We start from the raw sequence: 20,175 nt of genomic DNA on the forward strand, positions 1-20,175 counted from the left end.
TATATGGTTATATATTTATAAATATTTAATAATAAAGTAATATTTATAAAATTGAAAAACTATAATTTCTAAAGATAGAGAAATAGTTATTTACAGTATGTTAAATAATAGTTAAATATATGTTATTTAGTAAATAATATGGTATAATATGGTGTTTAGATAATATGTAGAAGATTTATAAAACTAAATCTTTAATTGTTATTTTTAAGAGGGTAAAAGCTATATAGTATGGCATTTATTTAGGAGGATTTACTATGAAAATAGGAATTGATGTGGGCTCAACCACAATTAAATCTGTTGTTTTAAATAACTTTGGAAAAGTTATTTATCAATCATATGAACGTCATTATTGTAAAATAAAAGAAAAGACTTCAGAACTGCTAAAGAAAATTAGAGACAAGTATCCAAGAGAGAAGTCTATGGAACTAAGCATTTCTGGATCTGCTGCTATGGGCATGGCCGAAAAATGGAAGGTACCCTTTGTTCAAGAGGTTTATGCAACAAGGATTGCTGCAACTACTTTAGAAGATGATGTGGATGTTATCATTGAATTAGGGGGAGAAGATGCTAAAATACTATTTTTAAAGGATGGTATGGAAGTAAGGATGAATGGCTCATGTGCAGGTGGAACAGGAGCATTTATTGACCAAATGGCTACTTTGTTAAATATGTCATTAGACGAAATGAATGAGACTGCTAAGGATTATAAAAAGATTTATACTATTGCTTCTAGATGTGGAGTTTTTGCTAAGTCAGATATTCAACCTCTTTTAAATCAAGGAGTTGTTAAAAGTGATTTATCAGCAAGTATTTTCTTTGCTGTTGTAAATCAAACTATTGCAGGATTAGCTCAAGGTAGAGTTATAAAAGGTAACGTATTATATCTAGGAGGACCACTAAGCTTTAACTCAGAATTGAGAAAAGCCTTCGACAAAACTTTAAATTTAACAGGAAAGTGTCCAGATAACTCACTATATTATGTAGCTTTGGGGGCAGCCTATTATGCTAGTGAAAAGATAGATATAGATAACTTGATTATTACTTTAAATAATTATCGTGATGATGAAACTTATTCTATGGCACCACCACTATTTAAAACAAAAGAAGAGTATGATGAATTTAAGCTTAGACATGAAAAAAGCAAGGTGCTTGTCAAGGAGGAAATTGATGTTGAATCACCAATAACTATAGGAATAGATTCTGGTTCTACAACTATAAAAATTGTTGCTATTAATGAAAATAAAGAAATTGTATCTTCAATTTATAGACCTAATAGTGGAAATGCTGTAGAGGTAGTTAAGGAATACTTAGAAAATATATATAACACATATCCCGAAGTTAAAATTTCAGCAGTTGCAGCAACAGGATATGGTGAACAATTAATAAAAAATGCCTTTAAGGTAGATTATGGTATGGTAGAAACGGTAGCTCATTTTACAGCAGCCAAACATTTTATGAATAATGTTGATTTTATTATTGATATAGGAGGACAAGATATAAAATGTTTTAAAATACATAATGGAGCTATAGATAATATATTTTTAAATGAAGCTTGTTCATCAGGTTGTGGCTCTTTCTTGCAGACCTTTGCTAATGCATTAGGATATTCAGTTGAAGAATTTGCTAACTTAGGATTATTCTCTAAAAATCCAGTAGATTTAGGTTCTAGATGCACTGTATTTATGAATTCTTCTGTAAAGCAGGTGCAGAAGGATGGAGCTACCATAGAAGATATATCAGCAGGATTATCTGTTAGTGTAGTTAAAAATGCACTATATAAAGTAATTCGTGCCAGTAATGCAGAGTCTCTAGGAAAAAATATTGTAGTTCAAGGAGGAACTTTCCTAAATGATGCTGTACTTCGTGCCTTTGAACAAGAATTAAATGTACAAGTCCTTAGGCCTACAATTTCTGGGCTTATGGGTGCTTATGGGGCAGCTTTGTATGCTCATGGAAAAAATAATGATAAAAGTACTATTCTTAATAAGAGTGAATTAGAGAATTTTAATCATGAAGTAAAAATGACTAACTGTGGGCTTTGCAATAATCATTGTAGATTAACTATAAATACCTTTGGAGAAAGTAGAAAGTATATTGGTGGAAATCGATGTGATAGACCTATAAGTAATAAAAATCATGGAGAAGTGTCCAACATATATGAGTATAAGAGAAGCTTACTAGATAGTTATCCTAAAATTTCAGGTAAAAGAGGAAAAATTGGGATTCCTATGGGATTAAACATGTATGAATTATACCCATTTTGGTATAAATTTTTTACAACCTTACAGTTTGAAGTAGAAAAATCTGAACCATCTTCAAGAGAAATTTATCTGAAGGGGCAAACAACTATACCATCAGATACAGTATGCTTTCCAGCAAAACTAATTCACGGACATATACAGTCACTAATAGATGGTGGAGTAGATACAATTTTTTATCCATGCATGACCTATAATATACAAGATAGTTCAGCTGATAACTGTTATAACTGCCCAGTAGTTGCATATTACTCTGAAGTAATTCAAGGAAATATGCCAGATGTTTCAAAGGTAACCTATATTTATGATTATATAGGAATTCATAGACCTAAGGATTTTTCAAAGAAGATGCATAGCATATTGTTAAAATATTTTAAGGACATATCTTTAAAAGAAGTTAAGGAAGCAACTACTCTTGCTTACAAAGAATATGATAGATATTTAAAAAAAGTAAGGACAAAGGGTGAAGAAATTATTGAGAAAGCAGAAAAGGAGGGTAAAGATATAATTGTCCTTGCTGGTAGACCTTATCATATAGATAGTGAGATAAATCATGGAATTGATAAGTATATTAATAGCTATGGAGCTGCAGTTATATCTGAAGATGTGATTTCTCATAAGGTAGATAAGGTGAGCCTTCAGGTGTTAAATCAATGGACATATCACGCTAGATTGTATAAGGCAGCTAAGTATATAACAGACAAGCCTAACATGAATTTAGTTCAGTTGGTTTCTTTTGGTTGTGGTGTGGATGCAATAACTACCGATGAGGTAAGAGAAATTTTAGAAGAGTCAAATAAGATATACACCCAAATTAAGATAGATGAAATTACTAATTTAGGAGCGATACAAATAAGACTTCGTAGTTTATTTGCAGCAATCCATCAAGGGGAGGGTGAATAAGTAATGGATAATGAAAATAAAGTAACCTTTACTAAAGAAATGAGTAAAGATTATACTATATTAATGCCTATGATGGCACCCATACATTTTGAAATTTTAAAAAATGTATTCCTAAATAGTAAATATCACATAGAACTATTAACTAATAAAGGTGAATCAGTAGTACAAACAGGACTAAAATATGTTCATAACGATACTTGCTATCCGGCTTTACTGGTTATAGGTCAAATGATAGATGCTTTAAATAGTGGAAAGTATGATATTAATAAAACAGCTTTAATTATCACTCAAACTGGAGGAGGATGCAGAGCATCAAACTATATATACTTACTTAGAAAGGCATTAAAAAAGGCTGGATATGGACAGGTTCCTGTTATTTCTTTTAATTTAGCCGGAATGGAAAAAGATAGTGGCTTTAAAATAACATTGCCTATGGTTCATAAAATGTTATCAGGAGTCATTTATGGAGATCTTTTGATGCATTTGAGCAATCAAGTGAGACCCTATGAAATAAGTAAAGGTGAAAGTGATAAAGTAATAAAAAAATGGATTGAAGAGTTAACTTTGCAATTTAAAAATAATAAGGCTTATTCTCTAAAAAAAATTAAGACCAATATGGATAACATAACAAAAGACTTTGCAAATATAAAAATTGAAAAAACTCCTAAAGTAAAAGTGGGTATAGTGGGAGAGATATATATTAAATATGCAAGCTTAGGGAATAATGATTTAGAAGCATTTTTAGCTACACAGAATTGTGAAGTAATGATACCAGGAATTCTTGGATTTGTATTTTATTGTACAGATGAAAGAATAGACAATATAAATCTTTATGGTGGAAGTAAGGTAGTTAAGTTTATTGTTCAAAAATTTATGAATTACCTATTGAAAATTGAGAGTTTACTTATATCTTCAGTAAAGGAAAATTCAGATTTTATACCACCATCATCCTTTAAAGAAACTAAAAAGTTAGCAAAGGGTGTAGTTGGATATGGTAATAATATGGGAGAGGGATGGCTTCTTACAGCAGAAATGTTAGAGTTGAATAATTTAGGATATAAAAATATTATATGCACTCAACCCTTTGGATGTTTGCCAAATCATATAGTAGGTAAGGGAATGGTACGAAAAATAAAAAACATTCATCATGATGTTAATATAGTACCTATAGATTATGACCCTGGTGCTACTAGAGTAAATCAGGAAAATAGAATTAAACTTATGCTTGCCATTGCAAAGGAACAACTAGATCATAAGGAACTTAATATCAATCCGAAAGATATTAATAGTGATATAGATAAGGAAATTGCATTAGTGTAAAACCACAATTTTTAAAAAGTTATTCAATTATAAATTTGAATAGATGTTAAGAAATCTATTGTATAATAAAATAATTCATAATATGGAATTAAATTAAATTGTATGATATTATTAACAGGTAGAGAAAATAAGTAATCAAACTGTTAATAAGGCTTGTTGGTCAAGTGGTCAAGACGCCACCCTCTCACGGTGGAAACAGGGGTTCGATCCCCCTACAGGCTACCATATATTTGTAATAATTACATTGGTACAGGTTTAAAGCCATGTTCAAAGCTCTTAAAGAGGATAATGAGATAGTTAAAATTATGGGTTATCGTGCTATGGATATTAATAAAATAAAAGATAAGGAACAAAAGGCACACTATACAAAGATATAAAACTTATATAAGATACCTATTAACAATGATGAAGAAGAAAAGCTTGATGAAATTAATCAAATTCTACTTAATGGTGGAGATGGTAGTAAAGTATTGTAATTTATTCCTTGTATAATGTATAATTAATTTATATTTACATAGGGGAAGGGGTTACATATTATGAAATGTCCTAAATGTGGAAGTCAGAATGTTACAGTTCAAGCAGTTACAACAACGAAAACAAAACATAGAGGTTGTTTAGGGTGGTTGATATGGATTATGTTAGCTATTTGTACTTTGGGTTTAATAATAATTATACCTTTAATAACTAATAGTAAAACTAAATCTAAAACACATAGTGAAGCAGTTTGTCAGAATTGTGGCAAAAGGTGGAAAGCATAAAATAAATTTAAGCACTTACTTTAAAATGTACCCTATATAATAGACACTTTAAAAAAAGTCTATTATATAGGGTATTTTTATGTATAATACAATTAATATATAGCTTTAGGAGTGATAATATGAGCAACAAATACCTGGTAAGGTGTTGTTAACAGATATAACTTATTTATTTTATAAGAATGGTCAAAAGGTTTATTTGTCAACTATTTTAGATGCTTCTACCAATGAAGCTTTAGCATATAACATTTCTAAAAGTTTAAAAATTGATATTGTTACAGAAACAATTGATAATTTGGTGAAATCGAACAAGCATTTACTCCGTAAAGATGTATTTATTCACTCTGATCAAGGTGCTCATTATACTAGTCCAATATTCCAATCAAAATTAAAGCAAAAACAATATAGGACAATCAATGTCTAGACGTGGAAATTGTTGGGACAACGCTCCGCAGGAGTCATTTTTCGGTCATTTAAAAGATGAAACAAATCTAAAGCATTGTGAAACCTTTGAAGATGTTTTATGTGAGATTGAGGATTACATGGAGTATCATAATAAGTATAGAGGTCAATGGAACTTAAAAAAGGTGACTCCTGTTCAATACAGAAATCATCTTTTATCTTAGAGTCTTTTTAAAAATGTACTTGACTTAGGGTACACTTTATTATAGCTAAGTCCTTTAATTTTTTATATTGAAAATAATTTATGAAGAATAGATAATAATTAAGTTTTTCTATTATATAAATAAGTATATGAATCTTACTTAATGAAGATAATAATATAAATTACATTTTAGGAGGTAAGATTATGAATTTAAAAAGTGAACATCATTCTTTATTAAATAATAATCCAGGAACTATAGAAAGAGATCTTGGAAGGGAAGTAAGAAATAAGGTTAGTGATAATGAATTAAAGAGTGAAGCTAATACAAAGAGGAACAAGGAGTCTATAGAAAATTCCATAGAAAAGGGAGAAGGATATCTTTATAACACATTAGAGGATTAATATATTGAAATTATTATATCTAGAGGAAAGCAAATTTACTTTATAAATAAGTAGATTTGCTTTATTTGTTTTAACATTTATAACCGTATAAAATAATTAATTTTATATTCAAGTTATTAACCTCTTATTGCTATAATTATAGCGAAAGGAGGGGCGATATGGGAAAAATTGATGAAATGGATAAAAGGGTTTGTGAAATGAGACAAAATTTACAAAAGTTAATTAGTGAAAAAACTAATTTACTAGATCCAGAAGTAATCATCGCAAGCCAAAAACTCGATGTGGTTTTAAATGAGTATCATGCAATACTGAGAAAAATCCTCGAGTAAAACAAAAGTTGGAGAGATCTAAAGTCTCTCCTCCAAGGAGATAAAATAAATAAAAGTATCTATAAAATCTAAAATATAGATTTTAATGCATATAAGTAGTAGAATGGTAATATGTTGAAAATATAAGCTAAGTAAAATATATATATTTTATTTAGCTTTCAAATTGGATTAGGGGGACATAATGTGAGTGGTAATCAAAGAAAAAGTAAAGTGAAAAGTGGAGGAAAGATTTTAATTCCCATAATAATTATGCTTTTTGTAATTTATGAAGCTAGGAGTATATTTAAGGAGATAGATATAAATAAGGTTCTAGATATATTAAGAAATATACCTAATACATATCTTGTAATATTCTTAATATCTGCAATTATATCTATATCGTTTTTATGCTTTTATGATGTAGTACTAGCTGATCATTATAGATACAATATAAATAAGTTTAAGGTATTTGTAGTTGCATGGATTGCTCATAGCTTTAATGACATAATAGGGTTTGGAGGGCTTACAGGAGCTACACTTAGAACTGTTTTATTTAAAGATGAAAATATTGATACTAAGGACATGATAAATTTTAATATGATACTAATACCTACAACTATAGTGGGCTTATCAGTTATGTGCTATTTAGGTGTATTAGACGTATTTAAAATATATCCATTATTACATAACCAAAAGTGGCTTTGGATAGTAATATTAATATTTTGTGCTTTTCTACCTATATATTATTTTTTAGATAGGTTCACTTGGTTAAGCAATAAACTTGAAAAATTTAATTTATACTTTGAAGGAAGTATAAATTTAAAGGTCAGATTAACCCTTCTATCTACCTGTGAGTGGATAGTGAGAAGTATGATGTTTTTTACCATAGCTAAATATTTTAAAGGTGATGCAAGCTTTGTATCGGTTACAGGAGTAAATATATTAGCATGTATTGCTGCACTTATAAGCTTTATACCAGGAGGTGTAGGGTCCTTTGATTTAGTAGCGATACTAGGACTAAAGACTCTGGGGTTTTCTCCTAACTCAGCTTTATCTATAACGCTTTTATTTAGACTATATTACTTTATAATACCTTGGATTATTGGAGTAATTCTATGGGTAGGAAGAGTAGTATTAAGGTCAAATAAATTAGGTAATCATATACGAGAATAAAATAAGTTAATACAATAAAAGAAGAGGATGAATAATGAAAGATATATTAAAATTACTACAAAACAATTTCCTTTTTAAAGGAATTGATTCTGAGAATCTAAAAAAAATTTATGAGGAAACAAAATATCATATTAATAAATATGATAAAGGGGAAATTATTGCCCATGAAGAAGAAGAATGCAGTACTATAGGACTTATATTAGAAGGAACCATTGAACTTCAAAGGATATATCCAAGTGGTAAATATATAGTTTTAAATAAACTTACCCTTGGTGATGTATTTGGAGAAGCCATAATATTTTCAAAGCAAGAGAATTATCCAGCAACAGTTATTGCACTAAATCAATGCAGTATATTATACCTTGATAAGGTAGATATGTTAGAACTATTTTCAAGAGAAAAAAGAATTCTTGAGAATTTTTTAGAACTTCTTAGTAATAAAGTGCTAATGCTAAATTCTAAAATTAAAAATATATCTTTTAAGAATATAAGGCATAGAGTTATAAATTACATATTAGAAGCTATGAAACTACAGAAGAATAGTACAATTAAATTAAAAGAAAGTAAAGAAAGTATTGCTGCAGCTTTAGGAATACCAAGACCATCATTGTCAAGGGAGCTAATAAATCTTAGGGATATGGGATATATAGATTTTGATAGAAGCAATATAAAAATATTAGATATAGAAGCTTTAGAAGAAGAAATGTTTAATTAAACATTATATAAAAGATAAGTATTAATAAATATGGAATACAAACAATGTAAATAAAAACATTTAAAAAAATATATTATCACAGGAGTTCGTAACATAGGTTACGGACTCCTGCATTTATTTTATGTACAATAAGACCATAGTTCAAATGAATTCAATTATTAAATCAACAAAGTAAAAAATATTATTAAGAAATAAAGGGGAGTTAAATATGGAGAATAAGATGTTTTGTTTTCAATGTCAAGAAGCAGCTGGTTGCAGCGGATGTACTGTAAGAGGAGTTTGTGGTAAGACTCCTGATCTTGCAAAACTTCAAGACTTATTAATATACAGTTCAAGAGGATTATCAGAAGTAGCTACAAGAGCTAGGGAAGAAGGAGTAACTGTTTCTAATATAATAAATAGAGCTGTGACTATGAATCTTTTCACTACAATTACAAATGCAAATTTTGATGACGCGGTATTCTATAAAATGGTTAAAGAAACTTTAAATCTTAAGGAAGAATTACTTTCAAAATTAAGCAATAAAGAAGATTTAAGTGACGCTGCATTATGGACAGCTAAAACAGAAGCTGAAATGGATAGTAAAGCTGGTTTAGTAGGAGTACTGTCTACTGATAATGAAGATATTAGAAGTTTAAGAGAAATGATAACTTATGGATTGAAAGGATTAGCTGCATATGTTAAACATGCTAATGCATTAGGATATGATGATGAAGCCATATGTGCATTTATGCAAAAAGCTTTAGCTGCAACAGCAGATAATAAGATAACAATAGATGAATATATAGCATTAACATTAGAAACTGGTAAAGTTGGAGTAGACGGTATGGCATTACTTGATAAAGCTAATACTGAAAGCTATGGACATCCAGAAATTACAAAAGTAAATATTGGAGTAAGTAATAAGCCTGGAATTCTTGTGTCTGGACACGACTTAAAAGACTTAGAGCAATTATTAATTCAAACAGAGGGTACAGGAGTAGATGTATACACTCACTCAGAGATGTTACCAGCTCACTACTATCCAGCATTTAAAAAGTACTCACACTTCATAGGAAACTATGGAAATGCATGGTGGAAGCAAACAGAAGAATTTGAGAGCTTTAATGGACCAATTCTTATGACTACAAACTGTATAGTACCACCTAAAGATAGCTACAAAGCAAGAGTGTTTACTACAGGTGCTGCAGGATATACAGGATGTACACATATTGCAGCTGATGAAAAAGGAAATAAAGATTTTTCAGCATTGATAGAATTAGCTAAAACTTGTGAAGCTCCAATAGAAATTGAACATGGTGAAATCATTGGAGGCTTTGCACACAATCAAGTATTAGCCTTGGCTGATAAAATTGTAGAAGCAGTAAAAACTGGAGCTATAAAGAAATTCTTTGTGATGGCAGGTTGTGATGGTAGACAAAATAAAAGAGAATACTACACTGACTTTGCAAAGGCATTACCACAAGATACGGTAATCTTAACTGCAGGATGTGCGAAATATAAATATAACAAGTTAGACTTAGGTGATATTGGAGGAATTCCAAGAGTACTTGATGCAGGTCAATGTAATGATTCATACTCACTAGCATTAATTGCTTTAAAATTAAAAGAAGTATTTGAGTTAGAAGATATAAATGAATTACCAATAGCATTTAACATTGCATGGTATGAGCAAAAGGCTGTAATAGTTTTATTATCTCTACTACACTTAGGAGTAAAAAACATTCACTTAGGACCAACGCTTCCAGCATTCCTATCTCCAAATGTAGCTAATGTTTTAGTTGAAAACTTTGGAATAGGTGGAATAACTAACGTAGAAGATGATATGAAAATGTTCATGGAAATGTAATTGAAAAAATAAATATATAATTAAGCCCAATATGTAACTATTAAAAGAGGTTCACTAAAATTAATATTCTAGTGGACCTCTTAATTTAGTATATATTTCTTTTACTTAAGACGAGATTCAATCCAAGCTAAGGCACCTGGATGCATAGAACCATCATTATCCAAAGTAACTTGAGAAATGAAAAATATTTCATTATCTTCTTTTACTTCATCTAAAGCTAGCTTTATATCCTTAGAATTCATTTCAGTATGTAAAAGAAATGTGGTTGGCATAATGTTTGCCCAAGACCCTAAAGATTTAATTTTTCTAGGCAGATTACTATGGTGGTGATGATGGTCGTGGTTGCAATTCTCATCATGCTGGTGATCATGATCACATTCATGATTATGAGTTTCAGCTATATAATAAGTTATTTGATATACAGACATTTTATTACCTCCTCTAGGTAAGTTTATGGTTATTTAACATGTATTATACATAAAATGAAAGTGATTTGCAATTAATAATTCATTAAAATGATTATCAGTAAGAAATATAAAATATAAATTTTGTAGACCTAAGAAATAAAATAATTTATTATAATGTTTACAACTTAAGTAATGTATGCTATATTATTGGTAAATGATTACAAAGAAAAGGAGCGGTATGAAATGAAAAAATTATTTATAGTTTTAAAGAAATTTAATAAAATCCATACTGCTTATAATAATAGGGTTATTTAAGGCTTTATTTATGTAATTTATAATATTTTATTTAAGTAATTATAATACCTTGAGCAGAGAAATGGATAATTTTCTATGCCAAGGTATTTTTTTATTAAATAATTCAAGGTTATGGAGGCGTGTAAGATGAGAATTAAGAGTGGAATTTTTAGTGTTAGATTAAGAGGCTAAAAGGTGGATTTATGAGTTGCATTAAATGTGGCTATCTAAACATATGATTTAGATAGTAGAATTTACTCCGTATATATCATGGAGATTTCTTTAAAGAAGTAAACTTTAAAGTTAAAATTCTATAATCATGAATCCGTACTATAGTAGCTTAAATAGTATGATTAAAGGAGATTATGGAAATGGAAAGAAAAGGAATAGTAGTAGGAATAAATATAAATAATGAAAATGGATTTGAAGAATCTATGGTTGAACTTAAGAATTTATGTATGGCCTGTGATATTGAAGCTATAGGAGAGCTTGTACAAAATTCAAAACAAATCAATAAGGCACATTATATTGGAAGTGGAAAGCTAGATGAATTAAAATCATTAGTAAATAGTGAAGAAGTAGACATAGTAATTTTTAATAATGAGCTATCGTCATCACAATTAAGAAATATAGAAAAGGCTATTGAATGTGAAGTTATTGATAGAACTGCACTAATACTAAGTATATTTGCTGAAAGAGCAAAAACTAGAGAAGCAAAACTTCAGGTAGAGGTAGCAAGACTTCAGTATTTATTACCAAGACTAATTGGGGCTAATGAAAATTTAGGTCGTCAAAGTGGAGGTGTAGGAACAAAAAACAAAGGTGCTGGAGAGAAAAAGTTAGAGCTTGATCGCAGAAAGATTGAGGCCAAAATAGCTGCCTTAAACAAGGAACTTGAAGAGTTAAAACATCAAAGAGAAACACAGCGTAACTTAAGAAGAAAGTCTAGTGTGCCCCAAATAGCCTTAGTTGGATATACTAATGCAGGGAAATCATCAATTATGAATAGTATGATAGATACATTTAAAGATAGTGAAGAAAAAAAGGTTTTTGAAAAAGATATGCTGTTTGCAACCTTAGAAACGTCTATAAGAAGCATAAAGTTAGATGATAATAAAAAATTTTTATTGTCAGATACAGTAGGGTTTGTAAGTAACTTACCACACAATTTAATAAAGGCTTTCAGATCTACCCTAGAGGAAGTTTGTGAAGCTGACTTATTACTCCATGTTGTAGATATTTCTAATCCAGATTATAAACATCATCTTAAAGTAACAAATGAAACATTAAAAGAGATAGGAGCAGAATCAGTTCCTATGATTTATGTTTATAATAAGATTGACTTAGTAGATTATTATTTAACTGAAAAAAATGGAGTTTATATATCAGCAAAGAAAAATTTAGGTATAGATAAACTTGTAGAAACTATATCTAATAAGGTATTTAATAATTATATAAATTGTAATATGTTTATACCTTATGATAAAGGAAATTTGTTATCTTATTTAAATGATAATGCAAGAGTTATAGATAGAAAATATAGAAATGATGGTACTGAGTTATCTATTGAGTGTTCCAATATAGATTATGAAAAATATAGGGAATATGTAATAGGCTAAATTAAAAATAATTAAAAAATATTAAAAAGTATTGACAGAAGTTCAATATGCATATAATATTAATAGCATATAAATTCAAGAAATTCTATGAAGAGAAAAAGTAAGTAGTATTTTTGTTCCAAAGAGAGTTGGCATTTTGCTGAAAGCCAATGTTCAATATACAACTGAAAATCATCTCTGAGAAGCAACGCCGAAATATTTTAGTAGGTTTTGCCGGAGTCTTTCACCGTTAAAAGAAAAGCGTATTGTTAGATACGTATCTAAGTGTTGTAATTGAATCTATTAATGTATTGTTTTTAGATTTGTTTACAGAATTAGGGTGGTAACGCGGTTTAACCCGTCCCTTGTTTTTCAAGGGACGGGTTTTTTATTTTACATTAGAATTAAAAATGTAAGAAAGCAAAGACATAGAAAATCTTTTGGATGTATATCAGTGCTAAAAGAAGGGAAGCAAGGCGCTAATAAACTGAAAAGGGGGAATATTATGGATATACAAGGTGATATTATTAGCTAGTAGAAAATTCACAGCATAAACGAGGGGGAATAAAAATGAATAACTTATCAAAAAAAGATTTAGTATTAATAAGCTTAATGCTTTTCTCATTATTCTTTGGAGCCGGAAATTTAATATTTCCACCATTTCTAGGACAATTAGCAGGGGGAGCAACTTGGATTTCTATGGCAGGATTTTTTATAACGGCAGTAGGATTTCCTGTTTTAGGAGTAGTTGCAGTGGCTAAATCAGGGGGACTACATAATTTGGCTAAAAGAGTTAATCCGTTATTTGCAGGGGTATTTACAGTACTTATATATTTATCTATTGGACCTTGTTTAGGTATTCCAAGAGCTGGAAGTTTACCTTTTGAAATGGCTGTAGCACCATATTTGCCAGAAAGCATATCAAAAATCTGGGCACTTTTTATATTTACTTTAATATTCTTTTCAGTAGCTTATTGGCTTTCATTAACCCCTGCTAAATTAGTGGATCGTATGGGTAAGTTTTTGACACCAATCCTATTAGTACTAATTTCACTAATTTTTATAGCATCAATTTTCAGACCATTAGGTAGTTATGGGGTAGCCACAGAAGAGTATGTAAATTCACCTTTTGTTAAAGGCTTTTTAGATGGATACTTAACTATGGATACCATAGCCGCTTTAAATTTTGGAATAGTTATAGCTTTAGCTATAAAATCTAAAGGAATTAAGGATGAAAAAGCAATTATCTCTACATCTGTAAAGGCTGGTGTAGGCGCAGGCGGATTATTAATAGTAGTTTATTCTATACTGGCACATCTAGGAGCAACTAGTGGAGGAAGATTTGGAACTACTGAAAATGGAGCACAAACTTTAACAAATATCATGACTTATATATTTGGAAAACCAGGTGCTGTACTGTTAGCAGTGATATTTACATTAGCTTGTCTTACAACCTGTGTTGGACTTATAACTTCCTGTAGTCAATACTTTTCCGCATTAAATAGTAAATTATCATATAAAAATTGGGTTAGAATATTATCACTTTCCAGTATGATTCTTGCCAATATGGGATTAACAAAAATTCTTGCTATATCAGTACCAGTATTAAATGCAATTTATCCAATAGCAATAATGCTTATAGTCCTTGCAATGCTAGATAAGTTTTTTAATGGAAGTACAGTGGTATATGGATTAACAATATTGTTTACGGGAATTATAAGTGTAGCTGATGCATTAGGGCAAGTTGGAATACAATGGAACTTTATTGTGAATTTATTTATCAAGTTACCGCTCTATTCTAAAGGATTAGGATGGGTGGTGCCAGCGCTAATTGGTATAATACTTGGAACTGTATACAAGTTAGTTGAAGAAAAAATAAGCTATAGTAAAGTAAGTGAATTATAAAAATACTCTATAACTATAATTTCCAACATAATCTAGAAGAAAGACATGGGATAAGTATATTAAAATTATAAGGGGAATAATTTTAATAAAACTGTTGACATTCACGTTACGTAAAGCTGTATATTGAATATTAGGAGGAGTGAGAATATGGAATATACAGTGCAAAATTTAGGTAAGTTAGCAGGGATAAGTACAAGAACCCTTAGATACTATGATGAAATAGGAATTCTTAAGCCGGCAAGAATTAATTCATCAGGATATAGAATTTATGGGCAAGCAGAACTTGATAGACTGCAACAAATACTGTTTTATAGAGAATTAGGGGTTAGTTTAATAGATATAAAAAATATAATAAATGAACCTTCCTTTGATGGGATTAATGCACTTATAGAACATCGCCTTAAACTCCTTGAAAAAAGAAAACAAATAGATTTGTTAATAGCTAATGTTGAAAAGACCATAGCTAACAAAAAAGGAGGAATTAAGATGAGTAATAAAGAAAAGTTTGAAGGGTTCAAACAAAAACTAATAGATAAAAATGAGAAGAAATACGGTAAAGAAATAAGAGGAAAATATGGTGATGAGGAAGTAAATAAATCTAATGCAAAAGTAAAAGATATGTCAGAAAAAGAATATGAGGAAGTAACAAACCTGGCAGAAGAAATTATGAATACTTTATCAGCAGCTTTTAAAACAGGTAATCCAGCTGGAGAACTAGCTCAGAAAACAGCAGAATTACATCGCAAATGGATAGAATATTACTGGAGCAGTTACAGTAAAGAAGCCCATGCAGGACTTGCCCAAATGTATGTGGATGATAAAAGATTTACAGCATATTATGATGCTAAACAACCAGGAATGGCAGCTTTTTTAAGGGATGCTATATTCATATATACAGGAACTGATAAATATTAATATAAACATTAAAATTTAAGGATATGAAAGGGTGTCTCCAAAGTATAAGTTTACTAAAATAAACTTAAGGTAAGGCTTTGGAGACACCCTTATTTATCAATTAAATGAGTTATAAAAACTTCCCTTTTTACAAAGTAGAGAATCTATATCTGCAAAAGGAATTTTGAAGGTAACAAAACCAGCAGCATAAGGTGCAATCTCATAAGGTGCAAAAAATATATATAGATTATCTTCATCTACATAAAAATTCTGGTTACTAGTAATACCTTTAAAGCCATCTTCATATACATAAGAATATTGAGGGTCAGTTTCTATCATATTTTCTATGATTTTATTTATTTCATCTATCCAACGAGTAGTACAATCAAATAAATCTGATAAGGAATAAAACTCTCCAGTTTTTAAGTTAATATTTGGTGTGCTTCTAGCTGTCATTCCATGAGCAGCGCCAAAAGGATAATAATAGGTATTTATTTCTGGAATATATAAGTCTTTTTTAAAGAATAAAGTTTCAAAATTTCCATAGAGATTATAATCTAAAACTTCATTACGATCAACTATCTTAAGAGCACACAATTCCCTTAATTTTGAATTGATGTTTTCAATTACTGTAGATGGAGTAGACTGATTAATTTGAGGATAATATACTAAATAATCTACATTAGGCTTATATTTTAGTTTTAGTATAGTATATTCATCATTTAATTTAATTCGATTATTGGGTTTATAGATTATATCACCCTTCGTATTCAGGTAATAAGGAATATAGTCTATATCGGCATAAACAATGTCACATTGAAGCTCTAAGGTGCCAGTTCCTTTAACTACAGGTAAGTTTCTAACAATTCTACCACTAAGGTCTATAAAGAAACTATTTTCAAGATTATAAGCAGAGGCTAATCCATTTTTAAATTTTTGAATATCTAAAAATTTAAAATCTGTAAGGGTATTGCCCTTGTTGTCTCCTAACGCGTAGATACTATTAAAAGAAGTATTAACATTATTACCACGATAAATGCCTAGGGCAAATCTATTATCTCCAACATATCTTATGTCGTCATAAATGAAAGGATATAGAATATGATCAGATAAAGTTACAACTCCATAATTACCTTTATAATTAGGTGCGGTGCTTACTACCATGTATCCATCATTTACAGGAGAAGCAGATGTAAATTTAGGCTTTATAAGAACACGACCATATATGTCTACATAACCAATAAGCCCTCCTAGACTTTCGGAAAAAGTAAATACACCTTCATTATAATTACCTACAAATTTATAAGGAAAGGTTGTAATAATAGTTCCACTTTTATCAATTACTTGATAGGTACCATCACGAGATTTAACTAGTGCATAGTTATTTTTAAAGTCACTACCTTCCAAATAATTTGGTGGTAGTACTTCATTACCATCCATATCTATATAACCATATAGTTGGTCATCTGAAGAAGTTTTAATACTAACAAGGGCTAGAGAATCACTATAGCTAGAGATAAAGGTATATGGATTTTTAGTAATTATTTTTCCACCTTCATCTATAACACCCATAATGTCTCCTTGTACATATACAGCTCTAGATTCAACAAAGGGTTCTATAGAATTATATATAGGTGGAATTACATATTCCCCATTAATGTTAATAACCCCACAATTATTATATTTGCAAACTATAGCTAATCTATTTTCATTGAAGCTTGATGCTGTAGAAAAGCTAGGTGATATAATAAAATTTCCTTTAGAATTAATATATCCATATAGGCTTCCTTTTTGTGTATTTGTTAGAGCTGGATATAAATCTACGCAAGATTCTTTGAAATCACTCATAAATACTCTCCTATTCATTACTTAATATTAGTGTATTTAGGTTTATTTAATATGTTTCAATGAATTTATAAAGTTTAACATTATTAAGAATTAATTATTACATATAGGTATATCATAATAAAGGTTACTAAAAGGTGACCAATTGAAAGGTTAAGTGTATATTGATATATTTAGTGTAAATAAATTTGAAAGGAGTAAGATATGGAATATATTTTATTATTTTTAGAAGGAATTATAACCTTCATATCTCCATGTATTTTACCAATGTTGCCTATATATATTTCTTACTTTGCGGGAGATAATAATTTAGAAGATGGAAAGAAAAATAATACTTTAATAAATGCTTTAGGATTTGTAATTGGTTTTACAATAATATTTACACTGTTAGGAACCTTAGCAGGGACTTTTGGAAGCTTTATTAGAAATTACTATACACTACTTAATATAATAGGTGGAACAATAATAGTTATATTTGGTCTAAACTACATGGGTTTACTTAGAATTTCATTTTTAGAGAGAAGTTTTAAGATGGATATGAAGATTAAGTCTCTAAAATTTATTTCTTCAATCTTATTTGGAGTAGTTTTTGCCATCGGATGGACGCCATGTGTAGGTACATTTTTAGGATCAGCCCTGATGATTGCTGCTAATAGTCAGAAAGTTTTAAAGGGCACTTTAATGCTATTTATTTATAGTATAGGATTAGGAATCCCTTTTATTATATCTGCTATTTTGATAGGGAAGCTAAAGGAAACCTTAGATTTTATAAAAAGAAATTATAAAATAATTAATAGGATTTCTGGACTAATTCTTGTAGTTATTGGAATTGCAATGATGACAGGATATTTAAATAAAATACTTTCAATTTTAAGTTTTTAGGAGGCAGTTATGAAAAATAAGAATATAATTATATGGATTATAGGTTTCATTATATTTTTTATATTAGTTTATCTAGGATATAATGAACTATCATCTCGATATAATGAAAATGAGAAAAATAACAATAAAGGAATAAGTGATAGTCTTATCACTGGTGAGGAAGGTAAGACAGAGGATACAAAGGCCAAAGCTGTAGATTTTACAGTATATGATGAAGATGGAAAGGAAGTTAAACTATCAGATTACAAGGGCACACCAGTGGTACTAAACTATTGGGCTAGTTGGTGTGGACCTTGCCAGAGTGAAATGCCGCTATTCAAAGAAGCAAATAATAAATATGGAGACAATGTTAAAATATTAATGATAAATATGACAGATGGGCAAAGAGAAACTGCAGAAAGTGCTAAAAAGTTCATGGTAGATAATGAATATGATATGCTCACTTTATATGATAAGGATTTAGATTTTGCTAATAAATACAATGTTGCAAGTATACCAAGAACTGTTTTTATCGATAAGGAAGGATTCGTTACTATGGAAAGAATTGGTATAGTCAATGAAGAATTTTTAGAGGCTATGATAGAGAGGATTAAGAAATAGATAAAACTATTAATAATTAGTGAAAAAAGTGTATTAAGAGTAGCTAAAGAAAAATGATACAGGTATAATATAGACTTAGTAGCGTATACTTATTTAATTATATAAAAGTTTTTAGAGGTATATACTAAAGGAGAGAAGTTATGTTTGTAGCAAATAATGAAGAATATCACTGCCCAGTAGAAGCTTTAGCAAATATTTTAGGCAAGAAGTGGGTAGCTAATATAATTTGGTCACTAAGTAAGGATAGTAAAAGATTTGGAGAATTAAATCGTCGAATGAAGGGCTGTAGCAAGAAAATGCTATCTCAGCAGCTAGAAATTCTTATAAATAGCGAGATCATAGATAATGAAAAAGAGATAAATAACAATCAAGTAGAGTCAGTTTATTATCTTACACCTAAGGGGAAATCCTTACTCCCAACTATTGAGCAAATGGTTTTATGGGGTGAAAAAAATTTGCCTTGCAAGTAAGATTATAATATAAATGAGGGAAATCAAAATTAATAAACAGAGTTCTTTGCTTCAGAGGGAGTATTAACTCCCAATGAAGCTTAGAAATCGTTATCCAGGGACGTAACTTCTCTTTACTCCCACTTTGAAGAAGATGGGAGTATTAGAGCTGGTAGTCATCGGACAAAATAAAAAGGATATCTTAAAGCTATTAAAGTTAATAAGCTAAGATATCCTTTTATATTAAGCTTACAATTAAATTCAGGTTTTAAAGTATTAATAAAATAAGTTATAATGATTATTAGTAATGATAATTTAAGCTATTTAAATATGAATCTATTTTAAAATATACCTATTTAAATAGGTAACTATATAAATATATAACTATTTAAATAGTTGTTCTGTTCATGCGGGTTTCAGGGGTTTGTCATTTAAGTAGAGCATTAAAAACATGCTAAAATATGAAGATTTAATAGCTATATTGTTAGTTCTTTTTATTAGTATGATAAGTTAAAAAGCAAACACATAAGAGGATTAAAAAGGAGCTTAAGATGGAAAACTACATAACTAAAGATAATGAATTTTATAATGATGTGGAGAATGCAGATAATTTAAGTAAGTATAAATTAGACATAGATGAAGCAATCAAAGCTATAATTTCTAAGGAAGATAGATTAGTTTTTGCCAGTGTAGTAAAGGTAGCTGATATTACTAATATTACTGTTTTTAAGTATCCTGAATTAAGAGGATATATTTTAGAAAAAATAAAGTTTGAAAAGGAAATTCAAGCTATAGATAAAAAAATAGATAGAGCCATAGCTAGATTAAATAAAGGAAATAGAAGAATTACTTTTATTTCATTAATGAATAGTTGTAAATTTAACTCTGATCATATATATAACAATCCATACATAAAGGAGAAAATTAGAGCAGCTGTTATTGAAAACACTAGAGGCTTATGTAAAAAGAAGTAGATATTTTACAAAAAAATATGTATTAGGGTATAATAGTGAT

Annotated in this window: 17 protein-coding genes, 1 tRNA gene, 2 pseudogenes and 1 other annotated feature; of the genes and pseudogenes, 18 read left to right on the top strand and 2 right to left on the bottom strand. The window is 29.3% G+C overall.

Annotated elements, in window-relative coordinates; translation table 11 throughout:
- The first annotated feature begins 254 nt into the window (after positions 1-254).
- The 11 genes and pseudogenes from B3B03_RS02560 to hcp all read left to right on the top strand — a co-directional run bounded on the left by B3B03_RS02560 (position 255) and on the right by hcp (position 10,287).
- Positions 255-3,161 carry an acyl-CoA dehydratase activase gene (locus tag B3B03_RS02560; RefSeq protein ID WP_346876418.1) on the top strand — a complete coding sequence of 969 codons (2,907 nt, stop codon included), beginning with the start codon at positions 255-257 and terminating at the stop codon, positions 3,159-3,161.
- Positions 3,162-3,164: 3 nt separating this feature from the next.
- Positions 3,165-4,481 carry a 2-hydroxyglutaryl-CoA dehydratase gene (locus tag B3B03_RS02565; protein WP_346876419.1) on the top strand — a complete coding sequence of 439 codons (1,317 nt, stop codon included), beginning with the start codon at positions 3,165-3,167 and terminating at the stop codon, positions 4,479-4,481.
- 150 nt (positions 4,482-4,631) lie between these two features.
- Positions 4,632-4,706, top strand: a tRNA-Glu gene (locus B3B03_RS02570).
- A 26-nt stretch (positions 4,707-4,732) separates the two neighbouring features.
- Positions 4,733-4,858 (top strand): annotated as a pseudogene (locus B3B03_RS02575) (Gp15 family bacteriophage protein); the annotation flags it as partial.
- Between the two features lie 159 nt (positions 4,859-5,017).
- On the top strand, positions 5,018-5,239 hold the full coding sequence (locus B3B03_RS02580; RefSeq protein WP_346848270.1) for a hypothetical protein: 222 nt from the start codon (positions 5,018-5,020) through the stop codon (positions 5,237-5,239).
- Positions 5,240-5,357: 118 nt separating this feature from the next.
- Positions 5,358-5,862, top strand: a pseudogene (locus tag B3B03_RS02585) (IS3 family transposase); the annotation flags it as partial.
- A gap of 182 nt (positions 5,863-6,044) precedes the next feature.
- Positions 6,045-6,242, top strand: a complete 198-nt coding sequence (locus B3B03_RS02590) for a hypothetical protein (protein ID WP_035133185.1) — start codon at positions 6,045-6,047, stop codon at positions 6,240-6,242.
- Between the two features lie 158 nt (positions 6,243-6,400).
- A complete protein-coding gene (locus tag B3B03_RS02595) occupies positions 6,401-6,571 on the top strand; it encodes an aspartyl-phosphate phosphatase Spo0E family protein (RefSeq protein ID WP_346848271.1) in 171 nt (56 codons plus the stop codon).
- Between the two features lie 183 nt (positions 6,572-6,754).
- Positions 6,755-7,723, top strand: a complete 969-nt coding sequence (locus tag B3B03_RS02600) for a lysylphosphatidylglycerol synthase domain-containing protein (protein ID WP_346876420.1) — start codon at positions 6,755-6,757, stop codon at positions 7,721-7,723.
- Between the two features lie 34 nt (positions 7,724-7,757).
- Positions 7,758-8,438, top strand: a complete 681-nt coding sequence (locus tag B3B03_RS02605; protein ID WP_346876421.1) for a Crp/Fnr family transcriptional regulator — start codon at positions 7,758-7,760, stop codon at positions 8,436-8,438.
- Between the two features lie 208 nt (positions 8,439-8,646).
- Positions 8,647-10,287, top strand: a complete 1,641-nt coding sequence (gene hcp / locus B3B03_RS02610; RefSeq protein WP_346876422.1) for a hydroxylamine reductase — start codon at positions 8,647-8,649, stop codon at positions 10,285-10,287.
- 101 nt (positions 10,288-10,388) lie between these two features.
- On the opposite strand, the gene B3B03_RS02615 is transcribed toward hcp, so the two are convergent.
- Positions 10,389-10,715: a hypothetical protein gene (locus tag B3B03_RS02615; RefSeq protein ID WP_346876423.1), complete on the bottom strand. Its 327-nt coding sequence runs from the start codon at positions 10,713-10,715 to the stop codon at positions 10,389-10,391.
- Between the two features lie 638 nt (positions 10,716-11,353).
- Between B3B03_RS02615 and hflX the strand changes: the two genes are divergently transcribed.
- From hflX to B3B03_RS02630, 3 genes are all read left to right on the top strand, one after another.
- Positions 11,354-12,607, top strand: a complete 1,254-nt coding sequence (gene hflX / locus B3B03_RS02620) for a GTPase HflX (RefSeq protein ID WP_414632297.1) — start codon at positions 11,354-11,356, stop codon at positions 12,605-12,607.
- A 78-nt stretch (positions 12,608-12,685) separates the two neighbouring features.
- Positions 12,686-12,955: a binding site (T-box leader), on the top strand.
- A 201-nt stretch (positions 12,956-13,156) separates the two neighbouring features.
- Positions 13,157-14,491: a branched-chain amino acid transport system II carrier protein gene (gene brnQ / locus B3B03_RS02625; RefSeq protein WP_346876425.1), complete on the top strand. Its 1,335-nt coding sequence runs from the start codon at positions 13,157-13,159 to the stop codon at positions 14,489-14,491.
- 147 nt (positions 14,492-14,638) lie between these two features.
- A complete protein-coding gene (locus tag B3B03_RS02630) occupies positions 14,639-15,406 on the top strand; it encodes a MerR family transcriptional regulator (protein WP_346876426.1) in 768 nt (255 codons plus the stop codon).
- 96 nt (positions 15,407-15,502) lie between these two features.
- Here the strand turns inward: B3B03_RS02630 and B3B03_RS02635 are convergent, their stop codons facing one another.
- Positions 15,503-17,233 carry a WG repeat-containing protein gene (locus tag B3B03_RS02635; RefSeq protein ID WP_346876427.1) on the bottom strand — a complete coding sequence of 577 codons (1,731 nt, stop codon included), beginning with the start codon at positions 17,231-17,233 and terminating at the stop codon, positions 15,503-15,505.
- A gap of 201 nt (positions 17,234-17,434) precedes the next feature.
- Here B3B03_RS02635 and B3B03_RS02640 point away from each other — a divergent pair, with 201 nt between their 5' ends.
- The 4 genes from B3B03_RS02640 (at position 17,435) to B3B03_RS02655 (ending at position 20,135) form a co-directional block, all read left to right on the top strand.
- Positions 17,435-18,112 (top strand): cytochrome c biogenesis CcdA family protein, encoded by a 678-nt coding sequence (locus B3B03_RS02640; RefSeq protein ID WP_346876428.1) that lies wholly within the window; start codon positions 17,435-17,437, stop codon positions 18,110-18,112.
- Positions 18,113-18,121: 9 nt separating this feature from the next.
- Positions 18,122-18,712 (top strand): TlpA disulfide reductase family protein, encoded by a 591-nt coding sequence (locus B3B03_RS02645; protein ID WP_346876429.1) that lies wholly within the window; start codon positions 18,122-18,124, stop codon positions 18,710-18,712.
- Between the two features lie 140 nt (positions 18,713-18,852).
- The gene (locus tag B3B03_RS02650; RefSeq protein ID WP_035133205.1) at positions 18,853-19,182 is read left to right on the top strand and encodes a winged helix-turn-helix transcriptional regulator; all 330 of its coding nucleotides are present in this window, start codon (positions 18,853-18,855) and stop codon (positions 19,180-19,182) included.
- A 530-nt stretch (positions 19,183-19,712) separates the two neighbouring features.
- Positions 19,713-20,135, top strand: coding sequence for a hypothetical protein (locus B3B03_RS02655; RefSeq protein WP_346848281.1), 423 nt, complete (start codon positions 19,713-19,715; stop codon positions 20,133-20,135).
- Positions 20,136-20,175: the final 40 nt, after the last annotated feature.

This window comes from Clostridium sp. UBA5712 (assembly GCF_002419845.1).
Lineage (GTDB): Bacteria > Bacillota > Clostridia > Clostridiales > Clostridiaceae > Clostridium_J > Clostridium_J sulfidigenes.

Coding starts and splice junctions, on each gene's coding strand:
- brnQ (WP_346876425.1), top strand. CDS start 13,157: ATGAATAACTTATCAAAAAAAGATTTAGTATTAATAAGCTTAATGCTT.
- hcp (WP_346876422.1), top strand. CDS start 8,647: ATGGAGAATAAGATGTTTTGTTTTCAATGTCAAGAAGCAGCTGGTTGC.
- B3B03_RS02650 (WP_035133205.1), top strand. CDS start 18,853: ATGTTTGTAGCAAATAATGAAGAATATCACTGCCCAGTAGAAGCTTTA.
- B3B03_RS02595 (WP_346848271.1), top strand. CDS start 6,401: ATGGGAAAAATTGATGAAATGGATAAAAGGGTTTGTGAAATGAGACAA.
- B3B03_RS02590 (WP_035133185.1), top strand. CDS start 6,045: ATGAATTTAAAAAGTGAACATCATTCTTTATTAAATAATAATCCAGGA.
- B3B03_RS02565 (WP_346876419.1), top strand. CDS start 3,165: ATGGATAATGAAAATAAAGTAACCTTTACTAAAGAAATGAGTAAAGAT.
- B3B03_RS02630 (WP_346876426.1), top strand. CDS start 14,639: ATGGAATATACAGTGCAAAATTTAGGTAAGTTAGCAGGGATAAGTACA.
- B3B03_RS02655 (WP_346848281.1), top strand. CDS start 19,713: ATGGAAAACTACATAACTAAAGATAATGAATTTTATAATGATGTGGAG.
- B3B03_RS02605 (WP_346876421.1), top strand. CDS start 7,758: ATGAAAGATATATTAAAATTACTACAAAACAATTTCCTTTTTAAAGGA.
- hflX (WP_414632297.1), top strand. CDS start 11,354: ATGGAAATGGAAAGAAAAGGAATAGTAGTAGGAATAAATATAAATAAT.
- B3B03_RS02635 (WP_346876427.1), bottom strand. CDS start 17,233: ATGAGTGATTTCAAAGAATCTTGCGTAGATTTATATCCAGCTCTAACA.
- B3B03_RS02580 (WP_346848270.1), top strand. CDS start 5,018: ATGAAATGTCCTAAATGTGGAAGTCAGAATGTTACAGTTCAAGCAGTT.
- B3B03_RS02615 (WP_346876423.1), bottom strand. CDS start 10,715: ATGTCTGTATATCAAATAACTTATTATATAGCTGAAACTCATAATCAT.
- B3B03_RS02645 (WP_346876429.1), top strand. CDS start 18,122: ATGAAAAATAAGAATATAATTATATGGATTATAGGTTTCATTATATTT.
- B3B03_RS02560 (WP_346876418.1), top strand. CDS start 255: ATGAAAATAGGAATTGATGTGGGCTCAACCACAATTAAATCTGTTGTT.
- B3B03_RS02640 (WP_346876428.1), top strand. CDS start 17,435: ATGGAATATATTTTATTATTTTTAGAAGGAATTATAACCTTCATATCT.